Annotated in this window: 18 protein-coding genes; 5 read left to right on the forward strand and 13 right to left on the reverse strand. The window is 33.7% G+C overall.

Features of this window, described 5'->3' with window-relative positions:
- Window positions 1-308 precede the first annotated feature (308 nt).
- Together P2W65_RS15270 and P2W65_RS15275 are read left to right on the forward strand one after the other, a co-directional pair.
- On the forward strand, window positions 309-1,424 hold the full coding sequence (locus P2W65_RS15270) for an IS3 family transposase (protein WP_289658741.1): 1,116 nt from the start codon (window positions 309-311) through the stop codon (window positions 1,422-1,424).
- A 6-nt stretch (window positions 1,425-1,430) separates the two neighbouring features.
- The gene (locus P2W65_RS15275) at window positions 1,431-2,600 is read left to right on the forward strand and encodes an IS3 family transposase (protein ID WP_289658743.1); all 1,170 of its coding nucleotides are present in this window, start codon (window positions 1,431-1,433) and stop codon (window positions 2,598-2,600) included.
- Window positions 2,601-2,757: 157 nt separating this feature from the next.
- On the opposite strand, the gene P2W65_RS15280 is transcribed toward P2W65_RS15275, so the two are convergent.
- Window positions 2,758-4,044 (reverse strand): phage tail-like protein, encoded by a 1,287-nt coding sequence (locus P2W65_RS15280; protein ID WP_289658746.1) that lies wholly within the window; start codon window positions 4,042-4,044, stop codon window positions 2,758-2,760.
- Between the two features lie 449 nt (window positions 4,045-4,493).
- On the opposite strand from P2W65_RS15280, the gene P2W65_RS15285 reads away from it, so the two are divergent.
- Window positions 4,494-5,186 carry a LexA family transcriptional regulator gene (locus P2W65_RS15285; RefSeq protein WP_289658748.1) on the forward strand — a complete coding sequence of 231 codons (693 nt, stop codon included), beginning with the start codon at window positions 4,494-4,496 and terminating at the stop codon, window positions 5,184-5,186.
- Between the two features lie 260 nt (window positions 5,187-5,446).
- Here P2W65_RS15285 and P2W65_RS15290 read toward each other — a convergent pair whose 3' ends face one another.
- The 3 genes from P2W65_RS15290 to P2W65_RS15300 form a co-directional block, all read right to left on the reverse strand.
- Window positions 5,447-6,508, reverse strand: a complete 1,062-nt coding sequence (locus tag P2W65_RS15290; RefSeq protein ID WP_289658750.1) for a phage tail-like protein — start codon at window positions 6,506-6,508, stop codon at window positions 5,447-5,449.
- 75 nt (window positions 6,509-6,583) lie between these two features.
- Window positions 6,584-7,729 carry a phage tail-like protein gene (locus tag P2W65_RS15295; protein WP_289658752.1) on the reverse strand — a complete coding sequence of 382 codons (1,146 nt, stop codon included), beginning with the start codon at window positions 7,727-7,729 and terminating at the stop codon, window positions 6,584-6,586.
- A complete protein-coding gene (locus P2W65_RS15300; protein WP_289658754.1) occupies window positions 7,704-8,783 on the reverse strand; it encodes a phage tail-like protein in 1,080 nt (359 codons plus the stop codon). The genes P2W65_RS15295 and P2W65_RS15300 overlap by 26 nt, the downstream gene beginning before the upstream one ends.
- A 789-nt stretch (window positions 8,784-9,572) precedes the next feature.
- On the opposite strand from P2W65_RS15300, the gene P2W65_RS15305 reads away from it, so the two are divergent.
- Together P2W65_RS15305 and P2W65_RS15310 are read left to right on the forward strand one after the other, a co-directional pair.
- On the forward strand, window positions 9,573-11,570 hold the full coding sequence (locus P2W65_RS15305; protein ID WP_289658756.1) for a heavy metal translocating P-type ATPase: 1,998 nt from the start codon (window positions 9,573-9,575) through the stop codon (window positions 11,568-11,570).
- Window positions 11,571-11,660: 90 nt separating this feature from the next.
- Window positions 11,661-12,928, forward strand: a protein-coding gene (locus P2W65_RS15310; protein ID WP_289658758.1) for an IS3 family transposase whose coding sequence is annotated in 2 segments (ribosomal slippage) — window positions 11,661-12,000 and window positions 12,000-12,928 — 1,269 coding nt in all. Because the reading frame shifts where the segments join, the coding sequence is not laid out codon by codon here.
- A 56-nt stretch (window positions 12,929-12,984) separates the two neighbouring features.
- Here the strand turns inward: P2W65_RS15310 and P2W65_RS15315 are convergent.
- From P2W65_RS15315 to P2W65_RS15355, 9 genes are all read right to left on the reverse strand, one after another.
- Window positions 12,985-13,383, reverse strand: a complete 399-nt coding sequence (locus tag P2W65_RS15315; RefSeq protein WP_289658760.1) for a tautomerase family protein — start codon at window positions 13,381-13,383, stop codon at window positions 12,985-12,987.
- Window positions 13,384-13,444: 61 nt separating this feature from the next.
- The gene (locus tag P2W65_RS15320; protein ID WP_289658762.1) at window positions 13,445-14,095 is read right to left on the reverse strand and encodes a VOC family protein; all 651 of its coding nucleotides are present in this window, start codon (window positions 14,093-14,095) and stop codon (window positions 13,445-13,447) included.
- A gap of 211 nt (window positions 14,096-14,306) precedes the next feature.
- Window positions 14,307-14,921, reverse strand: a complete 615-nt coding sequence (locus P2W65_RS15325) for a hypothetical protein (protein ID WP_289658764.1) — start codon at window positions 14,919-14,921, stop codon at window positions 14,307-14,309.
- 91 nt (window positions 14,922-15,012) lie between these two features.
- Window positions 15,013-16,155: a cytochrome-c peroxidase gene (locus tag P2W65_RS15330; protein ID WP_289658766.1), complete on the reverse strand. Its 1,143-nt coding sequence runs from the start codon at window positions 16,153-16,155 to the stop codon at window positions 15,013-15,015.
- Between the two features lie 222 nt (window positions 16,156-16,377).
- Window positions 16,378-17,844, reverse strand: a complete 1,467-nt coding sequence (locus tag P2W65_RS15335) for a hypothetical protein (protein WP_289658768.1) — start codon at window positions 17,842-17,844, stop codon at window positions 16,378-16,380.
- On the reverse strand, window positions 17,831-19,291 hold the full coding sequence (locus P2W65_RS15340; RefSeq protein WP_289658770.1) for a RagB/SusD family nutrient uptake outer membrane protein: 1,461 nt from the start codon (window positions 19,289-19,291) through the stop codon (window positions 17,831-17,833). The genes P2W65_RS15335 and P2W65_RS15340 overlap by 14 nt, the downstream gene beginning before the upstream one ends.
- Window positions 19,292-19,295: 4 nt before the next feature.
- Window positions 19,296-22,649, reverse strand: coding sequence for a SusC/RagA family TonB-linked outer membrane protein (locus P2W65_RS15345; protein WP_289658772.1), 3,354 nt, complete (start codon window positions 22,647-22,649; stop codon window positions 19,296-19,298).
- 16 nt (window positions 22,650-22,665) lie between these two features.
- A complete protein-coding gene (locus P2W65_RS15350; RefSeq protein WP_289658774.1) occupies window positions 22,666-23,772 on the reverse strand; it encodes a FecR family protein in 1,107 nt (368 codons plus the stop codon).
- A 67-nt stretch (window positions 23,773-23,839) separates the two neighbouring features.
- Window positions 23,840-24,439 carry an RNA polymerase sigma-70 factor gene (locus P2W65_RS15355; protein WP_289658776.1) on the reverse strand — a complete coding sequence of 200 codons (600 nt, stop codon included), beginning with the start codon at window positions 24,437-24,439 and terminating at the stop codon, window positions 23,840-23,842.
- Between the last annotated feature and the right edge of the window lie 677 nt (window positions 24,440-25,116).

A 25,116-nucleotide genomic window follows, 5' to 3' on the forward strand; every position in this document is an offset into this window, starting at 1 on the left:
ATTCTATATTGTTAATTTTCTTTATCTTTGTAGGTAGGTTCTAAAATACCTTTTATCATAAAATCATTAAGATTATTATAAAACAAGCTACCGTAGCCCATAATAATTTTTTACTTTTTCTCTGCCAAAGTATTTTTCTTCTTTTAGACTCAGCTTGCACTAATTTCTCTACGTTTTTTATATCAATACCATTTATTCTCATTACTGATATCTTTTTTTCAAACGTAGAATAAATGATAAACTCAAACAGTACTCTAAAGTTTTTTTTGTGATAGAATAAGATATATAACTTTTAAATTTAATAGTATATGCAACGAAAGCTAAAAAAATATGATAGGGATTTCAAGCTGAGAGCAATCCAATTAGGTTATGAAAGAGGTAATATTACTCAAGTAGAGAGAGAACTTGGACTTCCAAAGTCTTTGCTATGTACTTGGTGCTCAAAATATAAAAAATTTGGAGCGACAGGTTTTTGTGGAACTGGACATTTAAGATTGAGCGAAGAACAACTGATGGTTAAAAAACTTGAGAGTGATTTCAGAGATTTAGAATCACTATATGAAAGTTTAAGAAAAGAACATAAGTCTCTTTTTCAAAAACGTTCACTTATTTATCAATTTATAGATAACAATAAAAAAACATATTCTATTTCTAATATGTGTAAAATTTTAGGAATATGTAGAGCAGCCTATCAAACTTGGACAAAACAAACTATTTCAAATAGAGAAATAAATAGAACCTTAGTAAAAAATGAAATTAAAAATATATTTTTTGAAACAAAACAAGTATATGGAGGCGCAAGAATTACAAAAGAACTTAAAGAAAGAGGATATAAAACGAACTACCAAAGTGTTTTAAGTTACATGCGTGAGTTAGGTTTGTGTAGTTTAATGAATACAAGAAAAGCAAAAATAAATCCGATTTTTAATTCTTTTGCTGCTCCTCTTATTTTAAATCCAGAACAAAAGTTTAATGAGCCCTCTCAAGCGTGGATATCAGAGATAAATCATCTTAAAGCAACTACAGGATATTTGTATTTAACAATTATTTTGGATTTATATGATAGAAAAATAATAGGTTGGAGTGTAAGTAAAAAATTAAATTCAAAAAAAACTTCTTTACCAGCCTTGAAAATGGCAACAATTAATAGAAAAATTACGAATGAGTTAATATTTCATTCCAATAGAGGAGTTCAATATAAATGTAAAAGATTTATAAAATTATTACATTCATACAAAATTATTAAGCAAAGCATGAGTCAGAGAAAAGACGACCGTCATAATGCTTTAGCGACAAGCTTTTTCTTTCAATTAAAAAAGAATGTTTATAAAAAAACTAGATTTCTCAGTGAAAAGGATGTGAAATTTGAAATATTCAAATATATAGAGTTGTGGAATTACCAAAGTGAAAGTGTTTTAATTTGAAAAAATATGAAAAAAAGATTAAAAACTTATGATCGTCTTTTCAAAGAAAAAGCTATTCAGCTAATTAGTGAAAAGGGTGTTGCAGAAGCTGCAAAAGATCTTGAAATGACCCAAAGCATGTTATTTAGGTGGCGGTTAGAATATGAAAGATTTGGTGTAACAAGTTTTTGTGGGAAAGGAAGAGGTCATGTAAGATTAAATCCTGAACAGAGAAAAATTAAAGAATTAACTAGAAAAATCAAAATTACTCAACAGAAGTTGGAAATTTTAAAGAATGGAAGTAAGTATGTTTTACAAGGAAGATTGATCGCTTTTCAATACATTAAAGATAATGAAAAAGTATATTGGATTAAAACAATGTGTAAAGTTTTAAGAATTGATATCGCATCATATTATAGATGGAAAAGACAATTTGTTTCGAAGGCAAAAGAAAGAAATAATTTACTAAAAGAAGAAATAAAATCTATTTTTTTTGAATTTAAACAGCGACATGGGACTAATACGATTACTAGTGAACTTCAAAAAAGAGGATATACTGTATCGAGATCAACAGTAGGAAAATATCTGGTAAAATTAGATTTACATTTTAAGCAGAAAAAAAAATTTAAAATTACAACTAATTCAAATCATAATCATTTTCTTGCTCCTAATATTTTAAATAGAAAATTTAAAGTAAAAGAACCTTCTAAGGCTTGGGTTTCAGATATTACATATATAAGAATACAAGGTGGTTTTATGTATCTTACAATTATTTTGGATTTATTTGATAGAAAAATAATTGGATGGAATTTAAGTAGTTCACTTTCAACTATAAATACAATTCTACCTGCTTGGGATATGGCGGTTAGTAACAGAAAAATTACTAATGAATTAATATTTCATTCCGACAGAGGGGCTCAATATTCAAATAAAATTTTCATGGAAAGACTGTCTTCTAATAAAAATATCGTTAGAAGTATGAACCGACAAGGAAATTGCTGGGATAATATCATTGCAGAGGCTTTTTTCAGTATACTTAAAAAAGAATTGATTTATATAAACACACTTTTTACAAAAGAGCAATTGAAAGCTGAAATATTTGAGTTTATAGAAAATTGGTATAATAAGAAAAGAAGACATTCTTTTTTAAAATATAAAACTATTGAAGAATTTGATAAATTGAAGAATGTAATTTGATTTTTGGCTAGCATTCAATAACAAATATAAAAAAGCTGTAAATTTTAAGTTTACAGCTTTTTTGCTTTGTGTCTTATCGTTGCGGGCACGCATTACAAATCCGCGCTATCGTTGTGTGTAGATATCTGCGCGATCGGGGTATCCATACATTCTTACTTTAAGGTATTTGATACCAAGTATCTTTACCATTACTTATAACTTTTATTGCATTTGAGGTAGCAGTTGTAGTAGTTGCCCCGCCTATAACAGCTATTTTATCTCCACTTGCAGCAGTTATAGTTACTTTACCTGATGTGCCACCTCCCGAAGCAACAAAAGTAAACATAGCGCCTACATTTGTAGCATCTGCTTTTTTTAAGGTATAATTAAGTGTTGAGTTTGCGTTATTAATGTACAATGATGTTTTATTATCAATATCATCTATAACTGCAGTTGCAGCACTAGTAGCAACTCTAAAGTTTGAACCTATAATTCCCACAAGAAATACATCTACTTTTGTATTTGCAGGATCTCTTTGAGCGCCAGCAGTAGAAGGGATTACAGTAATAGGTAATGCATTATAGAAATCTGGAGCATACACTTTTCCTAATGCAATTCCATTATCTACAAGTATACCATTATTGGTATTAGAAGAAATATGTAATTGTCCTATAGTAGCGCTACCATCTGATTTAGATCCTGCATAATAAGTAGTCATCTTTATTAGTGGCTGCATTTTAATAATTGCTGAGGGATTGAATGTACTCCATTGTATTGTTCCAATACGATCACCAATCTCTGCCAGTTTTGGGCTTGCATGACTTCCTCGGCCTCTGATAATATTTAATCCATTATCATTACTAAAATAAGGTTCTTGAAACTGTGAAATGCTAATTCCATGAGCATTTGAGTTGCCGAATTTATCTGTCATTAAGCGTAAAAAGCCCATATCAGCTTGGAGTCCTGGATCAAAGATAAAATTTGGGTTGACATTATTGTTTCCTCCTAAACTTAATGCTCCGGTCGTAGATAAACTCATTTTAGCAGTTCCATTAGTAATAAAAGGAAGTGGTTGTGCATCTTTTGTTCCTAATTCTTTTAAGGCTCCGTTTGTATTTCCACCCAAAGTCCAGTTATTATTGCCATCAGCAGACGAAGTAATACGTACCCATTTTGTACCATCGTTGTAGTATTCTCCTGGCGTTACTTGGTTAGCACCAGCAACAGAGGTAAAGGTATTGTAGACTTTCATTCCCTCAACATGTGCGGTCATTGGGCTGGCGCTTGTAGTAGAGGAAAGTTCTACTTTTGGTAAAAGTAAACCTTTGTCATTTTTTCCATCTGTGTTGTTTAAATCTAATGTTGCGTTTGGGTTTGGGGTATTACTGTTCATTCCTACTTGTGCATAAATCCCACTCGTTGTCAGGCAGCAAAGTAAGCATGCTGCTTTAAAAAACTTTTTCATAAAAATTAAAAATAAATTGTTTGTTTTTAAATGTTTTAAATTTTCCAAAACGGAAAATTTCATTTGCAATTTGTTTTTAGCTTGGGAGGAAGTAAGGCTTTGAATTGGTTTCCGGAAGTGGTATTGGAAACTCTTGAAAAAAAGCAGAAAGCTTATAATTTGGTAACCTTGTCTTGTATGGCTTTTAAAGCTTCATTTTGGAGCTTATTGTATTCGGCTTTTAGGGTGTCGCTCATGGGACCAACGCGATCGCCACGAATGGCCTTTCGAATATAGTCGTAAGAATATCCGTACCGGTCATGGATAATCTTTAGGACATCTTGGTTGTAACTCGACTTTGTTTTCATATTTTTGTCTATTGTTCATTTTGTATTAAGAACGGGACAAATATAATAAGATATATCTTAAAATAAATATAAAAAGTAAGATTTTTTCTAAAAAGTTGCTTTATGACAGAGAATACGCTACAGAGGATCAAGCAATATATAGACGCAAAAGGTATTAAAGTGAGTACTTTAGAGCGTGAAGTAGGCATGTCCAATGGTTCTTTTGCCAGCCAGCTTAAAAATAATAAGACTATTGGAGTAGATAAATTAGAAAATATCTTAAGAAAATATACAGATGTAGACCCAGAATGGCTCTTAACGGGAAATGGTACTATGTTTAAAGGGCAAAGTTTAGCTGCTGTTAATCCTTTTAGAACAGTAGAGCAGGAGGCAGGCAGTCACAATATTCCTGTTTTTAATGTACGCAGTATTAGCGGTATTGTAGATTTATTTGGCGAAAACCAAAATCAGATTCCTGTAAATTATATCAGCATTCCTGAAATTTCCCAATGCGATGGCGCATTGTATGTAGCGGGTGATAGTATGTATCCGTTGTTAAGCAGCGGTGATATTGTTATTTTTAAAAAGATTAATGCTCCCGAAAACAATATAATTTGGGGCGAAATGTATCTGGTTTATGTAAATAACGATGGAAACGAGTTTTTTTTAACCCGTTTTTTAAATAAATCTAAGAAAGAGTCTTATGTAGAATTTGTTTCCCAAAACCCAAATCATCAAACGGTAGAATTTCCAATAGGCAGTATTAAAGCGCTGGCCTTGGTAAAAGCTTCTATACGGGTTAATGCACAGTTTTAGAATTACAATAAATTTTCTAAAATTCCCGATAGCTATCGAGAGCAGCGTTGAAAAGTTTACTTCAGTTGCCTCCAGCTTTAGCTGGAGGTAATAAATATAAATAGGAAAAGGCTTTAGCCAAACTTTACGCAAGTTGGGCTAAAGCCTTTACATTAGAATCTATAAAACCTCCAGCTAAAGCTGGAGGCGATTAAAGGAATATTTTTTTTCGTCTTACTATTGTTGTTAGTAGATATCTGTGCTATAAGGTTATATTAATCTTATGGAATTTTTTGATACCAAATGTAATCTTCAGGCCATCCACCGCCGAACTTGCTTAATCCGGTACCACTCAAATTACGTCCATTTATTTTTACAATAAAGTAATATGTTTTATTGACCGTACCACTGTTTCGAATTATCAGATTGCCTGTCATCATACCATTTTTTGCACTAGGATAAAGAGGAGCTCCCATAAGATTGCCTGTAGTTAGAATATCTGTTGTTGGAGTTAACGTAGTGCTACTGTTACTGAAAGTAGCATTTGCCCATAAAAATTCATTGGAATTATTAAACACTGGTGCACTTGCTCTGCTTAACAGCATGTTTACATTTATAAGCCATTTTCCAGGAGCTAGCGTAATACTGGTGTTGGTGTAATACCATTTATCAAGTGGGGTAATAGGAACATTTACTCCAGCAGTAGATAATGTTGCTATGTTCTTATTAATTGCCTGCATCTGCCATTGTCCCACACCATTTGCATCTGAAATTAACCCATAACTTAATTGTTGTGTACCATCTTGAAGCTGTAATGCACCTGTAGCACTGCTATTTAGAATTACTTTGGCATTGGTGCCACCTGTAGGTACAGTAGTAGTTCCTACCAGAAGTTTTCCTGCTGCAGTAACCCTGTTTCGTTCAATTCCATTTGTTACCGTTACAAAGTCGACAGCATCTGTTGTACCTACAAAATTGGATGTGGCATTTGTTCCTGCATTTCCTCCAGTAGTCCAAGGAATTGTAGAGCCATTTACGGAATACCAACGACTTCCATCATTGTAATAAGTTCCTTTAACAACCTGGGTTGCACCACTTCCAGCAGGATTTGTGTTGTAAACATAAATTCCAGCTGTATGTGCTTTTAATGGCGATGGATTATCTGTCGCCAATAAACTCACTTTAGGTAATAATAAGCCTTTATTGGTAGTACCGGTTGTGCTGTAGTTTAAGTCTAGTATTGCATCTTTTATAGGACTATTTAAAGGCATACCCACTTGGGCTTTTACAGTTACAACGGTTATGAGTGCCATTATAATTATAAATCCAATATTTTTTTTCATATTTTTCATTTTTAAACTTTTTTAATACGCAGCTTTATTCTCAAACTACTTTTAAAAATTAAATTGTGGTAATATTTAATTTATTTTTTGAACGACAATATAATTTCCATTACCCAAGCGACCTATTGACTGAAGAACTTGCGTAGCCGTAGGATTGTTTGTAGTAACGTATCCTGCACAGAAATAATAGTCTTTATTTGTACTTGTAGTATTTTGTATAATCATAGACCCTTTCATAACAAAGCTATGTGCCATTGGAGCCATAAAAGCTGAAATATAAGGAGCAGAGGAGAGAATATCCGAGCTTGGAGCCATTGTGGTACTGCTATTGCTAAATGTTGCTCTTACAGACCAGCTTTCATTAGTTGCGCTATATGTGTAAACTGGACAATTAAAGCCGATCCTTAAAAGCCATTTTCCTGGGGGAAGTGTAATCACCCTATTTGTAAATGACCATGTTGCAGTTGCTGTACTAGGTAGAGTAACTCCTAAATCTGGAGAAGAATTACCAAACATGGAGTTTAAGTTTAATGAAGGCGGAGCCCAGCTTCCTAATCCGTTGGCATCAGAAGTAAATACCTTTCCCTCACCTTGTGGCGCAAGACCTTCGGTACCATCTTTTATCATAAGCGCACCATTAGTACTCCCATTATTGATAATAAGTTTGGGGTTGCTTCCCCCTGTTGGTACTACAGCTGTATTAACAAGAAGTTTTCCACCTGTAGTTACGCGAAGTCTTTCTGTATTATTGGTACGAGTTACAAAATCAGTATTATCTGTTGTACCAATAAAATTTAAACTATTTACATTATTATTTCCTTTTAAATCCCAAGGAATTGCAGTAGCTCCTAAAATTGGTATCCATTGGCTTCCATCGTTAGTATATATACCTTCTTTAACCTGTGTTGATCCTGAACCAGTTGCTGTTGTATTGTATACCATCATGCCTGTTACATGACCCGATAGAGGAGAAGGATCAGTTGTGCTAATCAAAGTAACCCTTGGAAGAGCCAAGCCTTTATTTGCTGTTCCTGAACTATTATTTAGGTCGAGAACCGAATTAATATTAGGATTATTACTATAATTACCCACCTGAGCCTGTAATGTTGTACTTATTCCTACTGCTATAAAAACTATTATTAAGTATTGTTTCATTTCATTTACTTTTTTGTATCTTAAAAAAGATTTTTTAACTTTAGTATATTCTTTCTGCAATGACATTGTTTTCAGAACCTGCTGCAGGGAGTTTAACTGTCATGTTAACAAGAGAGTTGAATCCTCTTTCAACCCAATAATAATAGGTTTGATTAGTAGACGTATTATTTTCAATAATAGTTGAACCTTGTATCGTTCCATACAAGCTATTAGGGGGAAAATACCCATAGATATTATCCATGAGATAAAAATAACCAAATATTTTATTTGGAGTTATGTCAGCAGTACTACTTGTAGAAAAGAAAGTTTTAAATTGAGCACCAGAGTTCGAGGCAGAGTATGTTCCATCTACTTTTTTAATGATTAAATTAAATGTGCACATCCATTTACCGGGAGGTAAGGTTAAACTGCAGTTTGTATAAAAACTACCCGTACCTGCGCTTGGAAAAGTATCAAGATCAGCTCCTCCAGAGGCTGGTACAAAACTAGGATAAATTACTTCTGCCAAAGGTTCTTGCCAGGTGGCTAAACCATTCGCATCAGAAGTTAATACTTTACCAGCACCCTGTGTACCATCTATTAACTGGATTGACCCAGGATTGTCTGTTTTTACAGCCATAGTAGCTGTTGCGCCTCCTGTTAAAGTAGCAGGCGTTCCTATTAAATAATTGTCAGTTGTAGTTATACGAGTAGCCTCAGTATTATTAGTTTTAGTTACAAAAGGATAAGAAGATAAGGTACCAATCTTATTTGTACCGGCGACAGTACCAGTATTACCAGTAGCAGACCAAAACGTATTTTCTTGGGCTTCTAAAATCCATTTAGTGCCATCATTATAGTAAACACCTGGTACAACATGATTTGTAGAAGTTCCTGTTACTGTAGTTGTAGTAGTATTGTATACTTTCATTCCTTTAATATGTGTGCTTAAAGGAGCAGGACTATTTAAAGCTGTTAAAGCTACTTTGGGTAACAAAAGTCCTTTGGTATTAGTGCCATCTGCATTGTTTAAATCTAAGACCGCATCTTTGTTTGGGCTGTTAGTCGTCATTCCTACCTGAGAATACATAACTGTTGCCGTGAACCATAAGAAAAATGTCAGCATTACATGCGTTTTCATAAATTTTAAAATAAAGTTTGTTAGTAAATGTTTTTATGTTTTCCTAAAAGGAAAATTTTTATTATCAACTTGCTTTGGGGCAAAAAGGGCTCTGAGTTTGTTTCCTGAAATGGTATTAGAAACGGTCAAATTAAACAGTTGGCTTATAGTTTCTTAATTTGACTTTGTCTTGTTTATGAGACAAATGGATTATAATTCAATATGAAATAAAAAATTTATTGCAAAATTATTGCTACACTAAGAGCGTAATTACCCCCAAAGGGTTTATTTGTGTTAGAATAGGATAAAAGAGTCTCTTTGATAAGACTAATTGATATCCTCGCAGAGAATCATAATAACTATTTTTAAGGTTGGAGAGAATTAATCTCGCAATCCCGATAGTTATCAGGAGCAAAGCCGCTAAGTTTTTTTGATTAATAATTTCACAAACGATTGTAATTTTTTCTCATTTTGTGTCATTTCGACGAAGGAGGCTCGAGCGATAGGGAACTGGAGAAGCAAATCATACTACAATTTACGCAAAGTATTGTTTCGGTGCATATTCACGTTGCGTTCCTGCGGTTGAAACCGCAGGCTATATTTCCAAATGATGCGTTGATTTTTTTTGCCAAAAAGGCGCTATGGTACAAAGTATGTAAAAAAAAACTTCGCGTCTTAGCGCCTTTGTGGCAGAAAAAATAGCGTCTTTGTGGCATAAAACTTTAAAACAAAAGCTGTAAATTTAGGGCATTATTAAAACCAAGTTTCAGAGAAACTCCAACCTGAAACCTGAAACCTGAAACTCAAAAAATGATACATCAAGATAAAGAAGTAAAAAATATAAAAAATAAACCTAAAGCAACTTGCTGCTGTTCTCACGATGAACCGGTACATACTGAAAATGACGGCCACGACCACGGACATGACCACGAGCATCATGCAGAAGGTGGCTGGTTTAAATTGTTTCTTCCTGCCATCATTTCCTTTGTTTTATTACTTATAGGAATCGTTTTTGACAACTATGTACCGCAAAGCTGGTTTACAGGTTCTGTAAGAACGGTTTGGTATGCCATTGCGTATCTTCCGGTTGGGCTTCCAGTGCTGAGAGAAGCCTACGAAAGCATTAGAAAAGGAGATGTTTTCTCGGAGTTTTTCTTAATGTGTATTGCCACAATCGGAGCCTTTGCCATTGGCGAATATCCAGAAGGTGTTGCAGTGATGCTGTTTTACACCATTGGAGAAACCTTTCAGGGAATGGCGGTGACTCGAGCAAAATCGAGTATAAAAAGTCTTTTGGACCAGCGTCCAGATGAGGTAAATGTGGTAGAAAATAATACTGCTGTAAAAGTTAAGGCAAAAGAGGTGCAGATTGGTGCGGTCATTCAGCTGAAAGCGGGTGAAAAACTGGCTTTGGACGGCGAATTAGTATCAGATTCGGCTTCGTTTAATACGGCAGCTTTAACTGGCGAAAGCAAACCAGATACGAAAAAGAAAGGCGAGACTGTTCTGGCCGGAATGATAAACGGAAATACCATTGCATTAGTAAAAGTAACAACCGCTTATAATGACAGTAAATTGTCTAAAATTTTAGAGCTGGTACAAAATGCCACTACCAAAAAAGCACCTGCAGAATTGTTTATTAGAAAATTTGCAAAAATCTATACGCCAATTGTAGTATATCTGGCAATTGCGATTTGTTTGGTTCCCATGCTTTTTGTAGACCACTATGTTTTTTCGGACTGGTTGTACAGAGCTTTGGTTTTTCTGGTAATTTCTTGTCCTTGTGCGTTGGTCATTAGTATTCCGTTAGGTTATTTTGGCGGAATAGGGGCAGCAAGTAAAAACGGAATCCTTTTTAAAGGGAGTAATTTTTTAGACAGTATTTCGACGATTCAGAATGTGGTGGTAGACAAAACGGGAACTATGACCGAAGGCGTTTTTAAAGTGCAGGAAGTCATTATAAAACCGGAATTGGATCAAGAGGAAATCCTAAAACTGGTTAATGCTTTAGAAAGCCGAAGCACGCATCCTGTTGCTACTGCGATTCATAATCATGTAGGACAAATTGATCCTTCGGTTGAATTGAAAGATATTGAAGAAATTTCTGGTCACGGATTAAAAGCTTCTTTTAATGGAAAAGATTTATATGTTGGTAATTTTAAGCTTCTCGATAAATTTAATATTCCATATGATATTGATCCTTCGTCAATAGTTTACACCACGATTGCCATTGCGTATGATGGAAAATTTGCAGGTTATTTAACTATTGCCGACGAAATTAAAGAAGATGCAAAAGAAACCGTTGCTAAACTAAAAGCGTTAGGTGTAAAACTAACCATGCTGAGCGGTGATAAAACCAATGTGGTTCAGTTTGTGGCTGAGAAATTGGGAATTACAAAAGCTTTTGGGGATTTGCTTCCAGAGGATAAAGTCAATAAAGTAAACGAAATTAAAGCCAAAAACGAAACTATTGCTTTTGTTGGAGATGGTGTTAATGATGCGCCTGTAATTGCTTTAAGCACGGTAGGAATTGCAATGGGAGGTTTAGGAAGCGACGCTGCAATTGAAACCGCTGATGTGGTGATTCAAGATGATAAACCTAGTAAAATTGCCATGGCAATTAACATTGGAAAACAAACCAAAAAAATCGTGTGGCAGAATATTACTTTGGCTTTTGTGGTAAAAGCTTTTGTATTAATTCTTGGCGCTGGCGGATTGGCCACCATGTGGGAAGCTGTTTTTGCTGATGTTGGTGTGGCGTTGTTAGCGATTTTCAATGCGGTTAGAATTCAGAAGATGAGGTTTTAAAAAATATAAAAGCCCAATTCAAATAAATGAATTGGGCTTTATTTTTCGAATGTCTCGTCCTAAAAAAAGTTGACTATAATTAAATAAATTATGTCAATAGAAAGAGAAGAATTAAAAAAAGTATGCGCCCCTAAAATTTACAGTGAGGTCTTCAAAAAACAAGTTGTAAAAGAATTTGAACAGGGTTTGTTCACAAAAGCGGAACTTCGCCGACGTTATAATATTTCTGGAAACAGCTGCATACCGCGTTGGTTAAAAAAATATGGTAAATTTACATATCAAGATAAATTAACCATCGGACGTCCAATGAAAGACCCTCAATCTCAGCGTATAAAAGAACTTGAAGCACAATTGGCTAAAAAAGAGCAGGAATTATTAGTCTTTAAAAAATTTATTGAAATAGCCGAACGTGAGCTAAAAGTCGAAATTGTAAAAAAGTCTGGTTCCAAGCAGTCCAAGAAATAAATCATATCTACAGGATTAGTCCATGTGAAATATGCAGATTGTTTGGATATAGTAAGCAGGCTTATTATAAAAGAAAATCACTTTTATTAAAATCAGATTTAAACCAGGAGAATCTCAGATGTTTAATAATGTCCGTGCGCCAAAAACTTCCAAAAACCGGAGGCAGAAAATTATATTACATGCTTAGGGATGATTTAAAGAAGCATCAAATAAAAATTGGCAGAGACAAATTATTTGATTTTCTACGAGGAGAATATTTGTTAGTTCCTAAAGTTCGAAGATATTATAAGACAACAAATTCAAGGCATTGGATGCGCAAATATCCAAACTTAATTAAAGAAGCAGAGATTAACAGACCCGAACAGATTTGGGTTGCGGATATTACCTATCTTAGAACTAGAGAGAAAACACATTACCTGCATCTAATAACTGATGCTTATTCCAAGAAAATTGTCGGTTACAATTTATCAGATAATCTAATGGCGAGTTCCACATTGGAAGCCTTAAAAATGGCTGTTGCCAATAAAAATAAAGATAGTAATCTGATACATCATTCAGATAGAGGATTGCAATACTGCAGTAAAGAATATACGGAGTACTTAATTAAAAATAATATTCTAATAAGCATGACTCAAAGTTATGATCCTTATGAAAATGCAGTTGCAGAAAGAGTAAATGGTATTTTGAAAGAAGAATTTGGACTGTTTGAAACCTTTGAAGATTTTAAAGCCTTAAAAAAACAGGTTCAGGAATCTATCTTGTTTTACAATCAAATCAGAGTACATTTATCAATAAATATGCTTACTCCAAATCAGGCACATTTACAAAATCAAGTTAAATTGAAAACATGGAAAAAAATAAATCGGAACAAAAGAAATCTTGTTCCGATTTAATTAATTTTATAGTATATAATCTAGTCAACCTTTTTCAGGACAACTCAGAATTTGGATTATTTTTTCAAATGCTTCTGTTCCTGAATTTCGCCATTTCCAAAAGACCAATTTTCCAGTCCATTATTTTCCAAAAGAATAATAATGACATTGTTAATTAGAATTGGTGTAGTCGAAGCAATTCGTGTCGCAATTTGATGGTATAATTTCTTTTTTTGCTCTAGTGTTCTTCCTTGTCCTGCCGTTATTTGAACATAAATGATTTCATCAGAATGTGAAATGCCAAGGTAACTTTCAGGATATTTGATTTGATGCGTTTCTAGTTCTTCAATTACATGAAAATAATCGGCCGCGGGAATATTAAATTCCTGGATTAAAGATTGATGAATGGATTCTGAAATGTTATTTTTTGTTTCCAGCGAAAGTTTTTTCGGAAGACTGATACGTACGAATGGCATTTTTGATATTTTTAAATTAGTTGTTTAGCGGAAGGCAATCTTTCAATAAAAATAAGAAATTTTAGAATTTAAGAGTAATACTATTTCCATAGTTTTGTAATCGAATTTCGGTTTTGTTGCTTTCAGAAGGCGTTTGGGTTGGATACCAATTTCGATTGGGTCTTACCATAATCAGTAAACCTTCATCGTCTCCAATTGCAGCAAAAGCTTCGCTATTTGTGTTTTTAGTAAAGAAATTTAAATCATATTTAGAGATCAATTCATTTCCCAATTCCAATGGATTTTCATTTACAATTCCGATTTCGCTAATATTTAAAATAGATTTAGAACTAAATGCTTTGTTCTCTGAATTATCAAGATCATGACGGGCAATGAACTCTAATAAATTACCGTTGTTATCATAAAAATAGATAGCATGAGCATTCCAGTTCTCAAAATTGGTAATAACATTTTGATCTTCAATTACGATTAAATCTGTTTTGTTACGGCACCATTCAACGGCTTCATCCAATTTGTTTTCAGGAATATTAAAAGCAAAATGATAAATAGATTGGAAGCTTGGTTCTTCGACGAATTTTAGAATGGAATTTCCTGCCTGAATGCTAACTGAACCTGTAGTTTTTTCTATGATGGGAAGTTCTAGAATATCTTGATAAAAAGCAGCTGTTTTTTGAATATTGCTGGTCTGAATTTGTATGTGTTCTAATTTCATAATGGAATTTTTTATAAAAGAAAGAGCTTCTTTTTTGTTACCATCAAATTTAAAAATTCGATGCATGACAATGATTAAACCATCATTTTATGCTTCGATGAAAGTATAGTAAATTACTATTTTAAAATAGGGTTGGAAATAAAAAAGCCCGTTTCAATTAAGAAATGAGCTTTAGAGATTTGCCTATTTTTGGGGCAATTTGCAAATCGATTTATTTTTTTTGTTTATTATGTTCTTTCTGATGATTGTTTTTAAGCTCCATAATTTCAGGATTATATTTAAAAGCAAGTGAAAGCAGTTGTCTTGTCGGTATCATCATTAATTCTTCTTTTCTATATTGCTCAAATAATTTGGTTCTAAGATTTTGGATTTCAGACGCTACTTTTGGATCGTTATTTAGAAAAAGTTCCTGAAGGCGGTAAGGCATTTTTATGTTTAGCTTTTTTGCTAATTCTAAAACTTCATTTTCGTTCATCCAGATATGATACCCCACTCTTTTCCACTCATAATTGATTCTGTGTCCTGAAATTCTCACGGTATCCCAATCATCAAATTCAGCCATTAAAACAATATCCAGAGAATCTTTGTATTTTTTTATTTTTTCGGGATTCAAGTTATAATCCTTAACTATCTTGGCATAAACCTCTTCAGGAATTTTAATTTTAAAAGCTTTGTCCAGATATTTATAATCATAACTTAGGAAATCAATTTTAGAAATAGAATCAATTTTTAAGTCTCTTTTCTGTGACATTTCTTTAGTAAATTCCTGAGCAAATGCTATGTTGCAAACTAAAAAAAGAATAATTACAATGTTTAATGATTTCATGATGAGATATTCAAATTAGTAATTCTAATAGATATTATTCTATAAAATGACTTTCTTTTTTGCTAAAGAAAATAATAAGAGGATTTACATTTTATTTAGGCATTTCAGGGTAAATAATTCTTCTCGTTGGCGTACTTAAAGTTTCAATAAATGCCAATAAATCACTTATTTCTTCTTTACTCAAATCCAATTTTTTTAGCATCGGATCTGATTTTGGAATTAAAGAATCTCTTGCTGTTCCAAGATATTTTTTCTGAACAGGAGAAGGATTTCCTAAATTGTACAATTCCACAACATCCAATAAAGTAGGGAAGTGTCCATGGTGCATCCAAGGTTTCGTGTTTACCACTTCGCGAAGTGTTGGTGTTCTGAATTTGCCGATATCTTTTACATCTTTAGTAACATTATAACGACCGAAATCTTCGTTTTTGGTACCAAATAAAGTCTGTCCGTCATTATGAAACTGATTATCGCTGAAATAAGGCGTATTATGACAATTGATGCATTGCGCCTTCGTTCTAAACAAATGCATTCCTTTTACCTGTTGATCGGTATAAATATCTGCTTTTCCGCTTACAAACTGGTCAAATTTACTTTTCGGACTGTTGATCGATCTTTCGAAAGTCGCAATGGCGTATTGTATTCGTTCTAAAGTCACTTTTTTATCTCCAAAAGCGGCCGTAAACAACGAATTGTAGCCTTTAATTTTGGCAATTTTATCAACAGCAATCGTCAATTTTTCATTCATTTCTAACGGATCAGCAACAGGAAACTGTGCTTGATCTTCGAGACTTGAAGCGCGTCCGTCCCAAAATAGGGAAGTTGCATAGGCCGAATTTAAAATGGTCATCGAATTGCGTTTTCCAGTCTGGCGATCGTGTCCAAATGAACGCGTTAAATTATCTGTCCATCCCAATTCTGGATTATGACAGGAAGCGCAGGCAATTTGGCCGCTTCTCGATAATCTTGGATCAAAAAACAAAATCTTTCCCAGACTCTCTTTTTCCTTTGAATAGGGATTATAAGCAGGATAAGGCACCGCAGGAAGTACGCCAATATCCTGAAATTTAGATTTATCAATACTTTCATGCAGTTCAGCGGCTGGCCATTTTGAAGCATCTCCGCTGGAATATAGTTTTCGTAACTCTTGAATATCAATATAATCGGAGCCTTCGGCTGTTTTGTACGCCGATAATGCGAGCAGGAATAAGATTGGTAAGATTAATTTTTTCAACTCTTTTGTTTTTTTGTTTTTATTTTTTTGATTTGTTTGAAGTTTCAGGTTTCAGGTTTCAAGTTGCAGCAGAACGTGAAACCTGAAACTTGAAACTTGAAATCTGAAACCTGAAACATTTTTTTTATGCCAAAAGCTTTGTCAAAGTTTTAAACTTTGACAAAGCTTGAAAAGTTCCAGACTGTCAACTGCGACTGAACACTAAAATCTGTACACTGAACACTAAAGCGTAACTTCTTTAGGACACGGAATACTCAAAGCAGCCGGTTTAGGATAAGTTCTATTGTTGTACATTCTGTATTGCGTAGAAACAGTTCCTCCAAAAAGTTTCTCGTTGGTTAATTTTAGTTCAAATGAGATTTCATACAAACCATTGCTGATTTCTTTATAAGTTCCATCACCAGAAATAGCGATTACATGTGTGTTTGTAGCGCTCGACCCAATTGTAATATCTTGTGGTATTACTAAAACCGTTCCTTCGGTTTTGCTTGTTCCATTTGCTGGGAAAAACTCTAGGGCAGAAGTAATATTAAATCCAGGAGAAATGGCGGCCGAGTTGCTTTCGTTAGAAAACCATCTTTTTAAACCAAAAGAGTTTACAGTATTGGTTCCTGTAGCAACGTTAAATCCAATTTTGAATGCATCATGATACACATCATCATTTGGATTTGCTGTTCCTTTATCACTGTACAAAATAGCATTTTCATTGTCTTTTGTCACTACAACTGGAAAAGTCAGAGCGTTAAAAGTCTGCCATGTACAATTTCCGTTATTATTAAACCAATGTTCTCCATAAGTCAAATAAAAAGCATTTGTTGGGTCTGTAAATTTAGAAGCCGGATTTGCTTGAATATCTCTTGGTGATTTTATTGGTTTTACAACAGTCAAAGTAAGATTACCTGTTGCATTGTAATTGGTTGTATTGACCAAAGTAATTTTGGATTCATAACGTGCATCGTCGTTTTGAATGTCTTCCAACAAAGTTAAATGGTAAGTTATAGAACTTCTGTTATCTCCGTAATCATCATGAGTCAAAGAATACTCGAAACCATTTTGAAATTTGAAGATCGAGACTTTTTCAATTTCTTCAGGAAAGAATCCATTTGGAAAATTTACTTTAAAATCGATAGTTTCGCCAACTTCACCTTGTACGACGTATTGGTTTACGGGAAAAGTATAGTTGGTTGAAATCGTTCCTAGTTCAATTTTAAAAGTATCATTAAGATATTCTGTGTTTCGATTTCCAATATGAATTTCAGGATCTGATACTGTTTCTAATTTTAAGGTAATACTTTGTTTTGCCGACCATCTTTTATCAAAAGAAACTGCAATAGTATCTGTTAGTTTAGTCCCTTGAAATGTTAATTGATTAACAGGGTTTACAGTAAAACTTTCGTTATCACCAGTTGACGAAACAGCACTAAAATTGGCAGTCACGGCATTTTTTAATGATTGCGCTGTTAAGGCTACAGGGATTTTTAATGTTTTGACAGAACTGTTTGTATAGGTAGATTGCGGCACCAAAGAACCATTTACCGTAGGATATTCTAAAGGTGTATTATCAGCTTTTACCAAAAAATTAAAACGGATAAATGGATCAATTTCAGAACCTAATTTATAATCGTCTTTTGAACAAGAAGCTAATAAAGATGCGGTAATTACTATTGCGAATGTCTTAATAAGATTCATTTTGTTTTAAATTAGGGTTAAGGTTAGTATTATAAGTTGGTATTGGCAGTACATATTTTAATGACGGATAAGTCAAACTACATACATTGGCAATACAGCCGTCATTTCTAGAAATGTCTCTATGGTTTCGGGCAATATCAAAAAACAAAAAGCCTTCAAAACATAATTCTTTTCTTCTTTCTAAAAAGATATTCTCTTTTAGATTGGTTGTATTGGTTAATAAACTTGCATTTGAACGAGCTCTGATGGTATTAATATCGGCCATTGCTAAATCTGCTCTGTTGGTTTCTGAAGCAGCTTCTGCACGAATCAAATACATTTCGCTTAATCTAAAGGCTACGTAACCAGCGTTGTTTTGATACTTTCTTGTGAAATTGTAATTAACACCTGTAAGTACACCATTTACCAGAGTTTGTAAGGACTGCGTAAGGAATAATTGTTTTCTTAAATCGTTGTTTTCGTATAAATTAATCAAATCATTTGAGGCAACATACTTTTGGTAACTTGTAGCAGAGGTATATCCAAAAACTTGTGACATTGAAGATGAGGCAGCGCCTTCTGTATCTTTTGGAGTAGAAAACTCCAGTAAAATTTCAGAAATAGGAAGATCAGCCTGCGCCCATTGCGCTACATAATCTGCGGAAGCAGATAAAGCAACACCTGAAGTTGTAATCACATCGTTTGCAACATCATAAGCATTATTCCAATCCCCTTTTTGAAGATAAACTCTAGCCAATAAAGCTTTTGTACTATTACGATTAAATAAGGAATAAGTCGCTCCCGGTAGAAGAGATGCTGATGAATAATCAGTAATAGCGGTTTCCAAATCTTTTATAATTAACGTGTATACTTCAGCAACAGTTTTTCTGGATGGATATTGGATTCCAGCTTTGATAGATGCTGTATTATAAACGATTCCTAAATGAGAAGCATCTGGAGTATATTTATAATCCTGACTGTAAACTAGTGATAACAGAAAATGTGTATAAGCTCTAATCGTTAATGCTTCGGCCATAATTTGATTTTTCTCTTCATCTGTTGCATCATTTAATCGAGGAGTGTATTCTAAAATCAAGTTCGCCTGATTGATAATATCATAACTTCCGTCGTAGAATGGTTTGAAATTACTTGTCAAAGCCAAGTCATCAAAAGAATAAACCTGCTCAAGATTTGCTGGTGGAGAAATCTGGCCTCTATTTCCTCCAGTTATTGTTGGCGTAAATTTTATATTTCCTCCTTGTAAGTCGGCATAAGCCGCATAACGTTCGCCTCGCAAATTGGCTTCAAGTTCCGTATAAAGTCCTGTCAAAGCTTGTAAAACACCTTTTTTGTTTTGTAAAAGTTCGTCTATAGAAGTTTGTGTTCCGGGTTCTTGTTCCAAAAAGTCACTACAGCTTTGTAATGAGAAAATCAGGAAAAATAGAGATAGATATTTTGAATATTTCATGGTCTTAAAATTTAGCATTAACTCCTAATGAGATTGTTCTTGCCTGTGGATAAGTAAAACGGTATTCTCGAATTCCGTTCATTCCTTTCGGAGCTTTCTCTTTGTACCAATAGGCCACATTCGTAGCATCAGCAAAAACAGAAAGATTGTCTAGGAAAGTATTTTTTAACGGTACATTATAGCTTAAATTAATATTGCTGATTTTGATATAAGTAGCGTCATAAACATATTTGCTTAAATTAGATAAAATAGGAGAGGATGTTACGGCAGATTGTGATACGATATCTCCTGGATTTCTCCAATGATCATAAGCATTTACAGAAAGGTTTCTGTTTAATGTATTAGAATATTTATCGACCAAAACATCAGAAACTAAGAAATCACCACCAATTTGATAATCCCCTCTAATAGATAAACTTAGATTGTTGAAAAATGTAAAGTTGTTGTAGAAACCTCCATACGCATCAGCTTGTTTGTCTCCAATTGGCACCCAGTCAGCAATAGTATACATATCATTGTATGTTTTAGCATCGTATATTTTACCATTTTTTTCGATAAGATCTCGACCTGTCGCAGGATCTACTCCAACCCATTTGATTCCCCAAATAGTACTGTTGCTATAACCAATTTTTTGTGCTAAAGCTAAATTGGCTAGAGAATAGTCACTTCCTAACCCTTTTAGATCTGTTACTTTACTGTCTACAGTAGAAATGTTGAATACTGTTGTCCATCTAAAAGCATTACTTTTTATCCATTTAATTCTTGTAGTCAATTCAAAACCTTTATTGTACATGCTTGCAGCATTTAATTGTACAGAGCTGTATCCTGTTTCAGTAGGAATATCTCTTGTCGTAATCAAATCGCTTTTGTCGTCATAATAATATTCTACTGTTAGTTCAATCCTATTGAAAATATTAAAATCAAATCCAGCATTGAATTTTGTGTTTTTCTCCCAGCTTAAATGACCATTTGGAGCTTCAGTAGGTGTGGCTCCAATTCCTCCATTGTATCTGTTTTGCACCACATTATACAATCCTTTAGATCTATAAGAACCAATTCTAGAGTTACCTGTAGTTCCGTAGCTGGCCTTTAGTTTTAAGAAATCAATCCATGAATTAGATTTAAGGAAATTCTCGTTGCTGATAATCCATCCAGCACCAAGCCCGCCATTATTAGCAATATCTGTATCGTCACCAAAAACAGAACTCTGATCACGACGATAGTTAGCTAATAAATAATAACGTTTTTTATAGTTATAATTTATCTGAGAAAACATTGAAACTCTAGAGTTATAACTAATTTCACTTCTATAGGATTGTCCAGCTTTAGATTCATCAACATTTGGCGTAGCAGGATTATCATCTCGAATAGCATCTGTAATTTTATTGATGGTCGCCGGATTTACGAATCCAACTCCAGACGAGTAATCAAAATTGGTTTTATCTTCACTTAATTCAAAACCAACAACACCGTCTATAGCATGATTTTCTGTAATATCTTTATTAAACAACGCTTGTCCCTGCCAGTTCCATTTTGTTGAATTTCTTTCGTTTAGAAGTCGGCGTCCCCAAGCAGGGTATAAAATTCCATTAAGCGTAAAAGAACCAGTAAACTGACCACTTTCATTTGCTCCAGAAAAGTAACGATCTTGATCCTTATCGCTGTAATCTATACCAAAAAGAGTAGAAAATCTAATATTGTTATTCAGTTTATAAGATAAATTTAAACTACCTAAAAGACCAAAAGTCTGAGTTTCATTTTTATTCTGCTCGATCGCCGCTAGCGGATTTCCTCCAGTTGAAGCAATTAATCCCATATTTGAATAGGAGCCATCTGCATTATAAGGCGAAATGGTTGGCAGATAAGCAAAGCTGTAAAAAATGTTTGGCGCATCTTTTTGTACAAAGCTTGGATTCAGCATTAAATTAATATCCCATTTTCCAGAGTTGTATCCTAAATTAATTCCAGCATTTAACTGTTTGGTCTCGTTACCAAGCTGTGGCTCATCAATTTTGGTATAGCTGACATTTGTTCGGTACGAAAATTTTGATGTAGAACCCGAAACGTTAAAATTGTATTTGTTGTAAATACCTGATTTATTCAATAAGTTAAACCAATCTGTATTAACACCATTGTAAGTTATTGGAGCATAATTTGTAGTGGTGTTTTTTAAGTATTCATTTCTGATCTCAGTATATTGTTCGCCATTTAAGTATTTAATTTGGTTAACAGCAGAAGAAACCCCTAACTGATTTGAGAAACCAAATTGTGTTTTCCCTTTTCTCCCTTTTTTGGTTGTAATTAAAATTACACCATTTGCACCATCAGCACCATAAATACCTACGGCAGCAGCATCTTTTAAAACCGAAATAGTTTCAATGTTTTCTGGTGCAATTTTCATTAAAGGATTGGCTAGATTTTCAGAATACATACCGCTTCCGTCAAAATCACCGCTGTCAATAGCGTATTCTTCACTCATTACAACACCATCAACAATAATTAAGGGCTGAGAGGAAGTACCTGTAATAGCACCATTAAGAGAGGATAAAGTACCTTGTCCACGAATATTAATTTTAACAGGGCCACCAACTCCAGAAGTATTTTCAACTAATACACCCGCAATTTGACCAGTAATCATTTTGTCAAAACTTTCAGAAGCTTGTTCTACAGCAATGTCTTTGGCTTGCAGAGTAGAAATACTTCCTACAATTTCTTCTTTTAGTTTTGTTGTACCGTAAGAAGAAGTAACTATAACAGGATTCAATTCATCGGTTACTTCCTGAAGGTAGAAAATAAAATCTTTTTTATATTCTGCCTTTATAGACTGCGTTTCCATTCCTAAAAAGCCAACTTCAAGCACCTGGTCTTTAATGTTGCTTCCTTTTAGTTCATAAACAAATTTTCCGTTATAGTCCGTTATAGCGCCCATTCCGGTTCCTTTAATACGGATTGTGGCTCCCGGAAGCGGCTGTCTGTCTTTTGCGCTGTAAACGGTTCCTTTTATAATTCGATCGGTTTCCTGTACATCCGAATTAGATTGGTCAACAGGTGTAGCATCGGTTAATAAAACTTGCTTTTTCTGAATATAATAGGAGATATTTGTGCCTTTTAATAACTTTTTTAAAGTAGTTTCCAAAGAAGCATTATCCACATCAATATCGGCTAACTGCTCTGCATCTATTTTTTTAGCATTATAAATAATTCTAAAATCAGATTGTGCTTCAATCGATTTGATAATTTGGCTTATAGGTTTGTTTTTGACATGTAAAGTAATGGTTTTGTTTTGTGCAAAACCTTTAAAACTGGATATAAGGAGGGCTAAGAAAAACAGAATTTTTCTTAAGTTATTGGGTATCATTAAAGTCATGTTTTATTTAGTTATGGAAAATAGGTGTAATCGTAATTGTTTTTTGTTCAATAGAATAATTAAAAGGCGTGTCACGTTTTAGAAGATCTAAAATGTTCTCGACACTAGACTCACTGATTTTAATTGAGCCGGTAAAATTCTGTTTGGCCAAAACAGCATTTTCGTTGATGATTTCAACGTCGTAGGTGCGCTCAATTATTTTTGTAATCGTAGAAAAGGGGGTGTTGTTGAAGGCAAGTTCACCTTGTGTCCAAGCTTCGTAAAAAGAAGTATCAACGCTTTTCGTTGTAATTTTCTTAGACTGATTCTGCCAGACAGCCATTTGGGAAGGCTTTAGCAAAACAGTATTTAAAGGATTTTCTTTTTCAGACATTTTAATGCTTCCTTCAACCAAAACACTGCTCACGGTTTTGTCTTCAGGATAAGCACTTACATTGAAACGCGTTCCAAGAACTTCAATTTCAACCTGATCTGAATGTACAATAAACGGATGCTGCTTGTCTTTAGCAACTTCAAAAAATGCTTCACCGGTTAAATAAACATTTCTATTTCCGCTTATACCAAATTGCTCAGGATAACGTAAAGTAGTTCCTGAATTTAAACTTACAAGGGTACCGTCTGAAAGTTTAAGTTTAAAAGTTTTTCCGTACGGAATTTTTAAGGTATTGTATAAAACGTCTTTATCCTGAACTTTTCCGAAATAAACAATCTGATCAGGGAATTTTCTGGCAACCAGTTCGCCTTTATCATTCACCAATGTATTCAGATTCTTTTCGGTAAAAAATTCTAAACGGCCATCGCCTAATTCCAGAACAATTTCTTTTGAAACAACTGTTCTTTCATTAAAATAAAAAGCAAGTTTTCCTAAACCAAATAAAACAACAAGAATGGCCGCGTATTTAAAATACGTTCTTATTTTATTTTTTGGTTGTAATGCAACAACTGGAACTTCACGTGAAATAGTTCCAGAAAGTGCTGTTAAGGCCAAAGTCTTTTTTAAAGTTATAAATTGCTTTTTGTTTTCTTCTGAGGCTTCAATCCACTCAAAAAGTTTTTCAACTTCTTGTTCTGAAGCTTCATTGGATAAGTATTTATAAATGAGTTCCGATGTCATAAATGCGTTTTTAAACTTCTCGCTATTGTTAGTACACTTCAGAATTAAAATACCCTACCTTTTATTCTTAATTATTATAAATAAGGATAAAAATTAAAAATAAATAATCGGATAATTTGGTCTTTAAAATCTTTAAAGCCTTTGTCATATGGGCTTCTACGGCTTTTAAAGTCACTTCCATTTCTTCGGCGATTTCTGCATTTTTTTTATTCTCGAAGCGTTTTTTGATAAAAACTTCGCGGGTTTTTGGAGGCAGTTCGCTGATGGATTCCTGAATAATGCGTTCTAATTCTGTTAATTCTAGAGTGTCAAATTGAAGAGAATTTAAAACTTCGATATCTAATTCTCTTTCTTTGTGGTTAAGGAGGTCATTCTTGAATTTATCTTTCACTTTGTTGTGACGAATTAAATTCAAGCATTTAGATTTGGCGTAGGTAAACAAGAAAGCTTGAACTCCGCCTAGAGATTCAACACTATCTTTGTTTTGCCATAGATGTAGCAGGGCTTCCTGAGCTAGATTTTCAGCTTCGTCTTGGTCATAAATAAACTGAACGCTGAAAGATTGGATTCTCCTAAAGTATTTGTCGTAAAAAAAAGTATAAGCAGTCTCGTCGCCTTCCTTAAAGGAAATGAAAAGATCTAATTCGAAACTGTTATTATGGTTCATTAAACAAAATTTACTTTGAAAAGCAATATTAAGTAAATTTTAAAAACTACTTGTATCTGCTAAGAAAGCGGCAAATATAAAAGTTTATTTATATTAATTCTAAATAAAATAAAATTAATGAATGTTTGAAGAAATTTTATTCAGAATAGGTTTATTTTAGAGTAATTCGTATGATACGTTGGGCTGATTTTACCGCAAAGTTCGCAAGGTTTTTTTGATAAGGTGGATGTTCTCTAAACGCAAAAGTTCGCAAAGCTTTATGTAGAACTTTGCGAACTTTGTATTTGAAGAATATAATTTAAAAACTTAGCGACCTTTGCGTATCCCGATAGCTATCGGGATTGTGCTCTTTGCGGTTAAAAAAAACTTTCGAACTTATTTTTTTGCCACAGATTAAAAGGATTAAAAATGATTTAAACCTGTGCTAATCTGTGAAATCTGTGACTAAATAAATTTAAAATGCAGATTGAAATTCATTGTGTTGATTTTACCGCAAAGAACGCAAGGTTTTTTTTGATATGATGGGTTTTATAGAAACGCAAAAGTTCGCAAAGCTTTGTGTGAAAAACTTTGCGAACTTTTTTGCCACAGATTAAAGGATTAAAATTTGTGTCTAAAATTAAGTGTAGGGCACAAATTCATTGTGTTGCGTTGATTTTTACCGCAAAGCACGCAAG

The organism is Flavobacterium panacagri, assembly GCF_030378165.1.
Lineage (GTDB): Bacteria > Bacteroidota > Bacteroidia > Flavobacteriales > Flavobacteriaceae > Flavobacterium > Flavobacterium panacagri.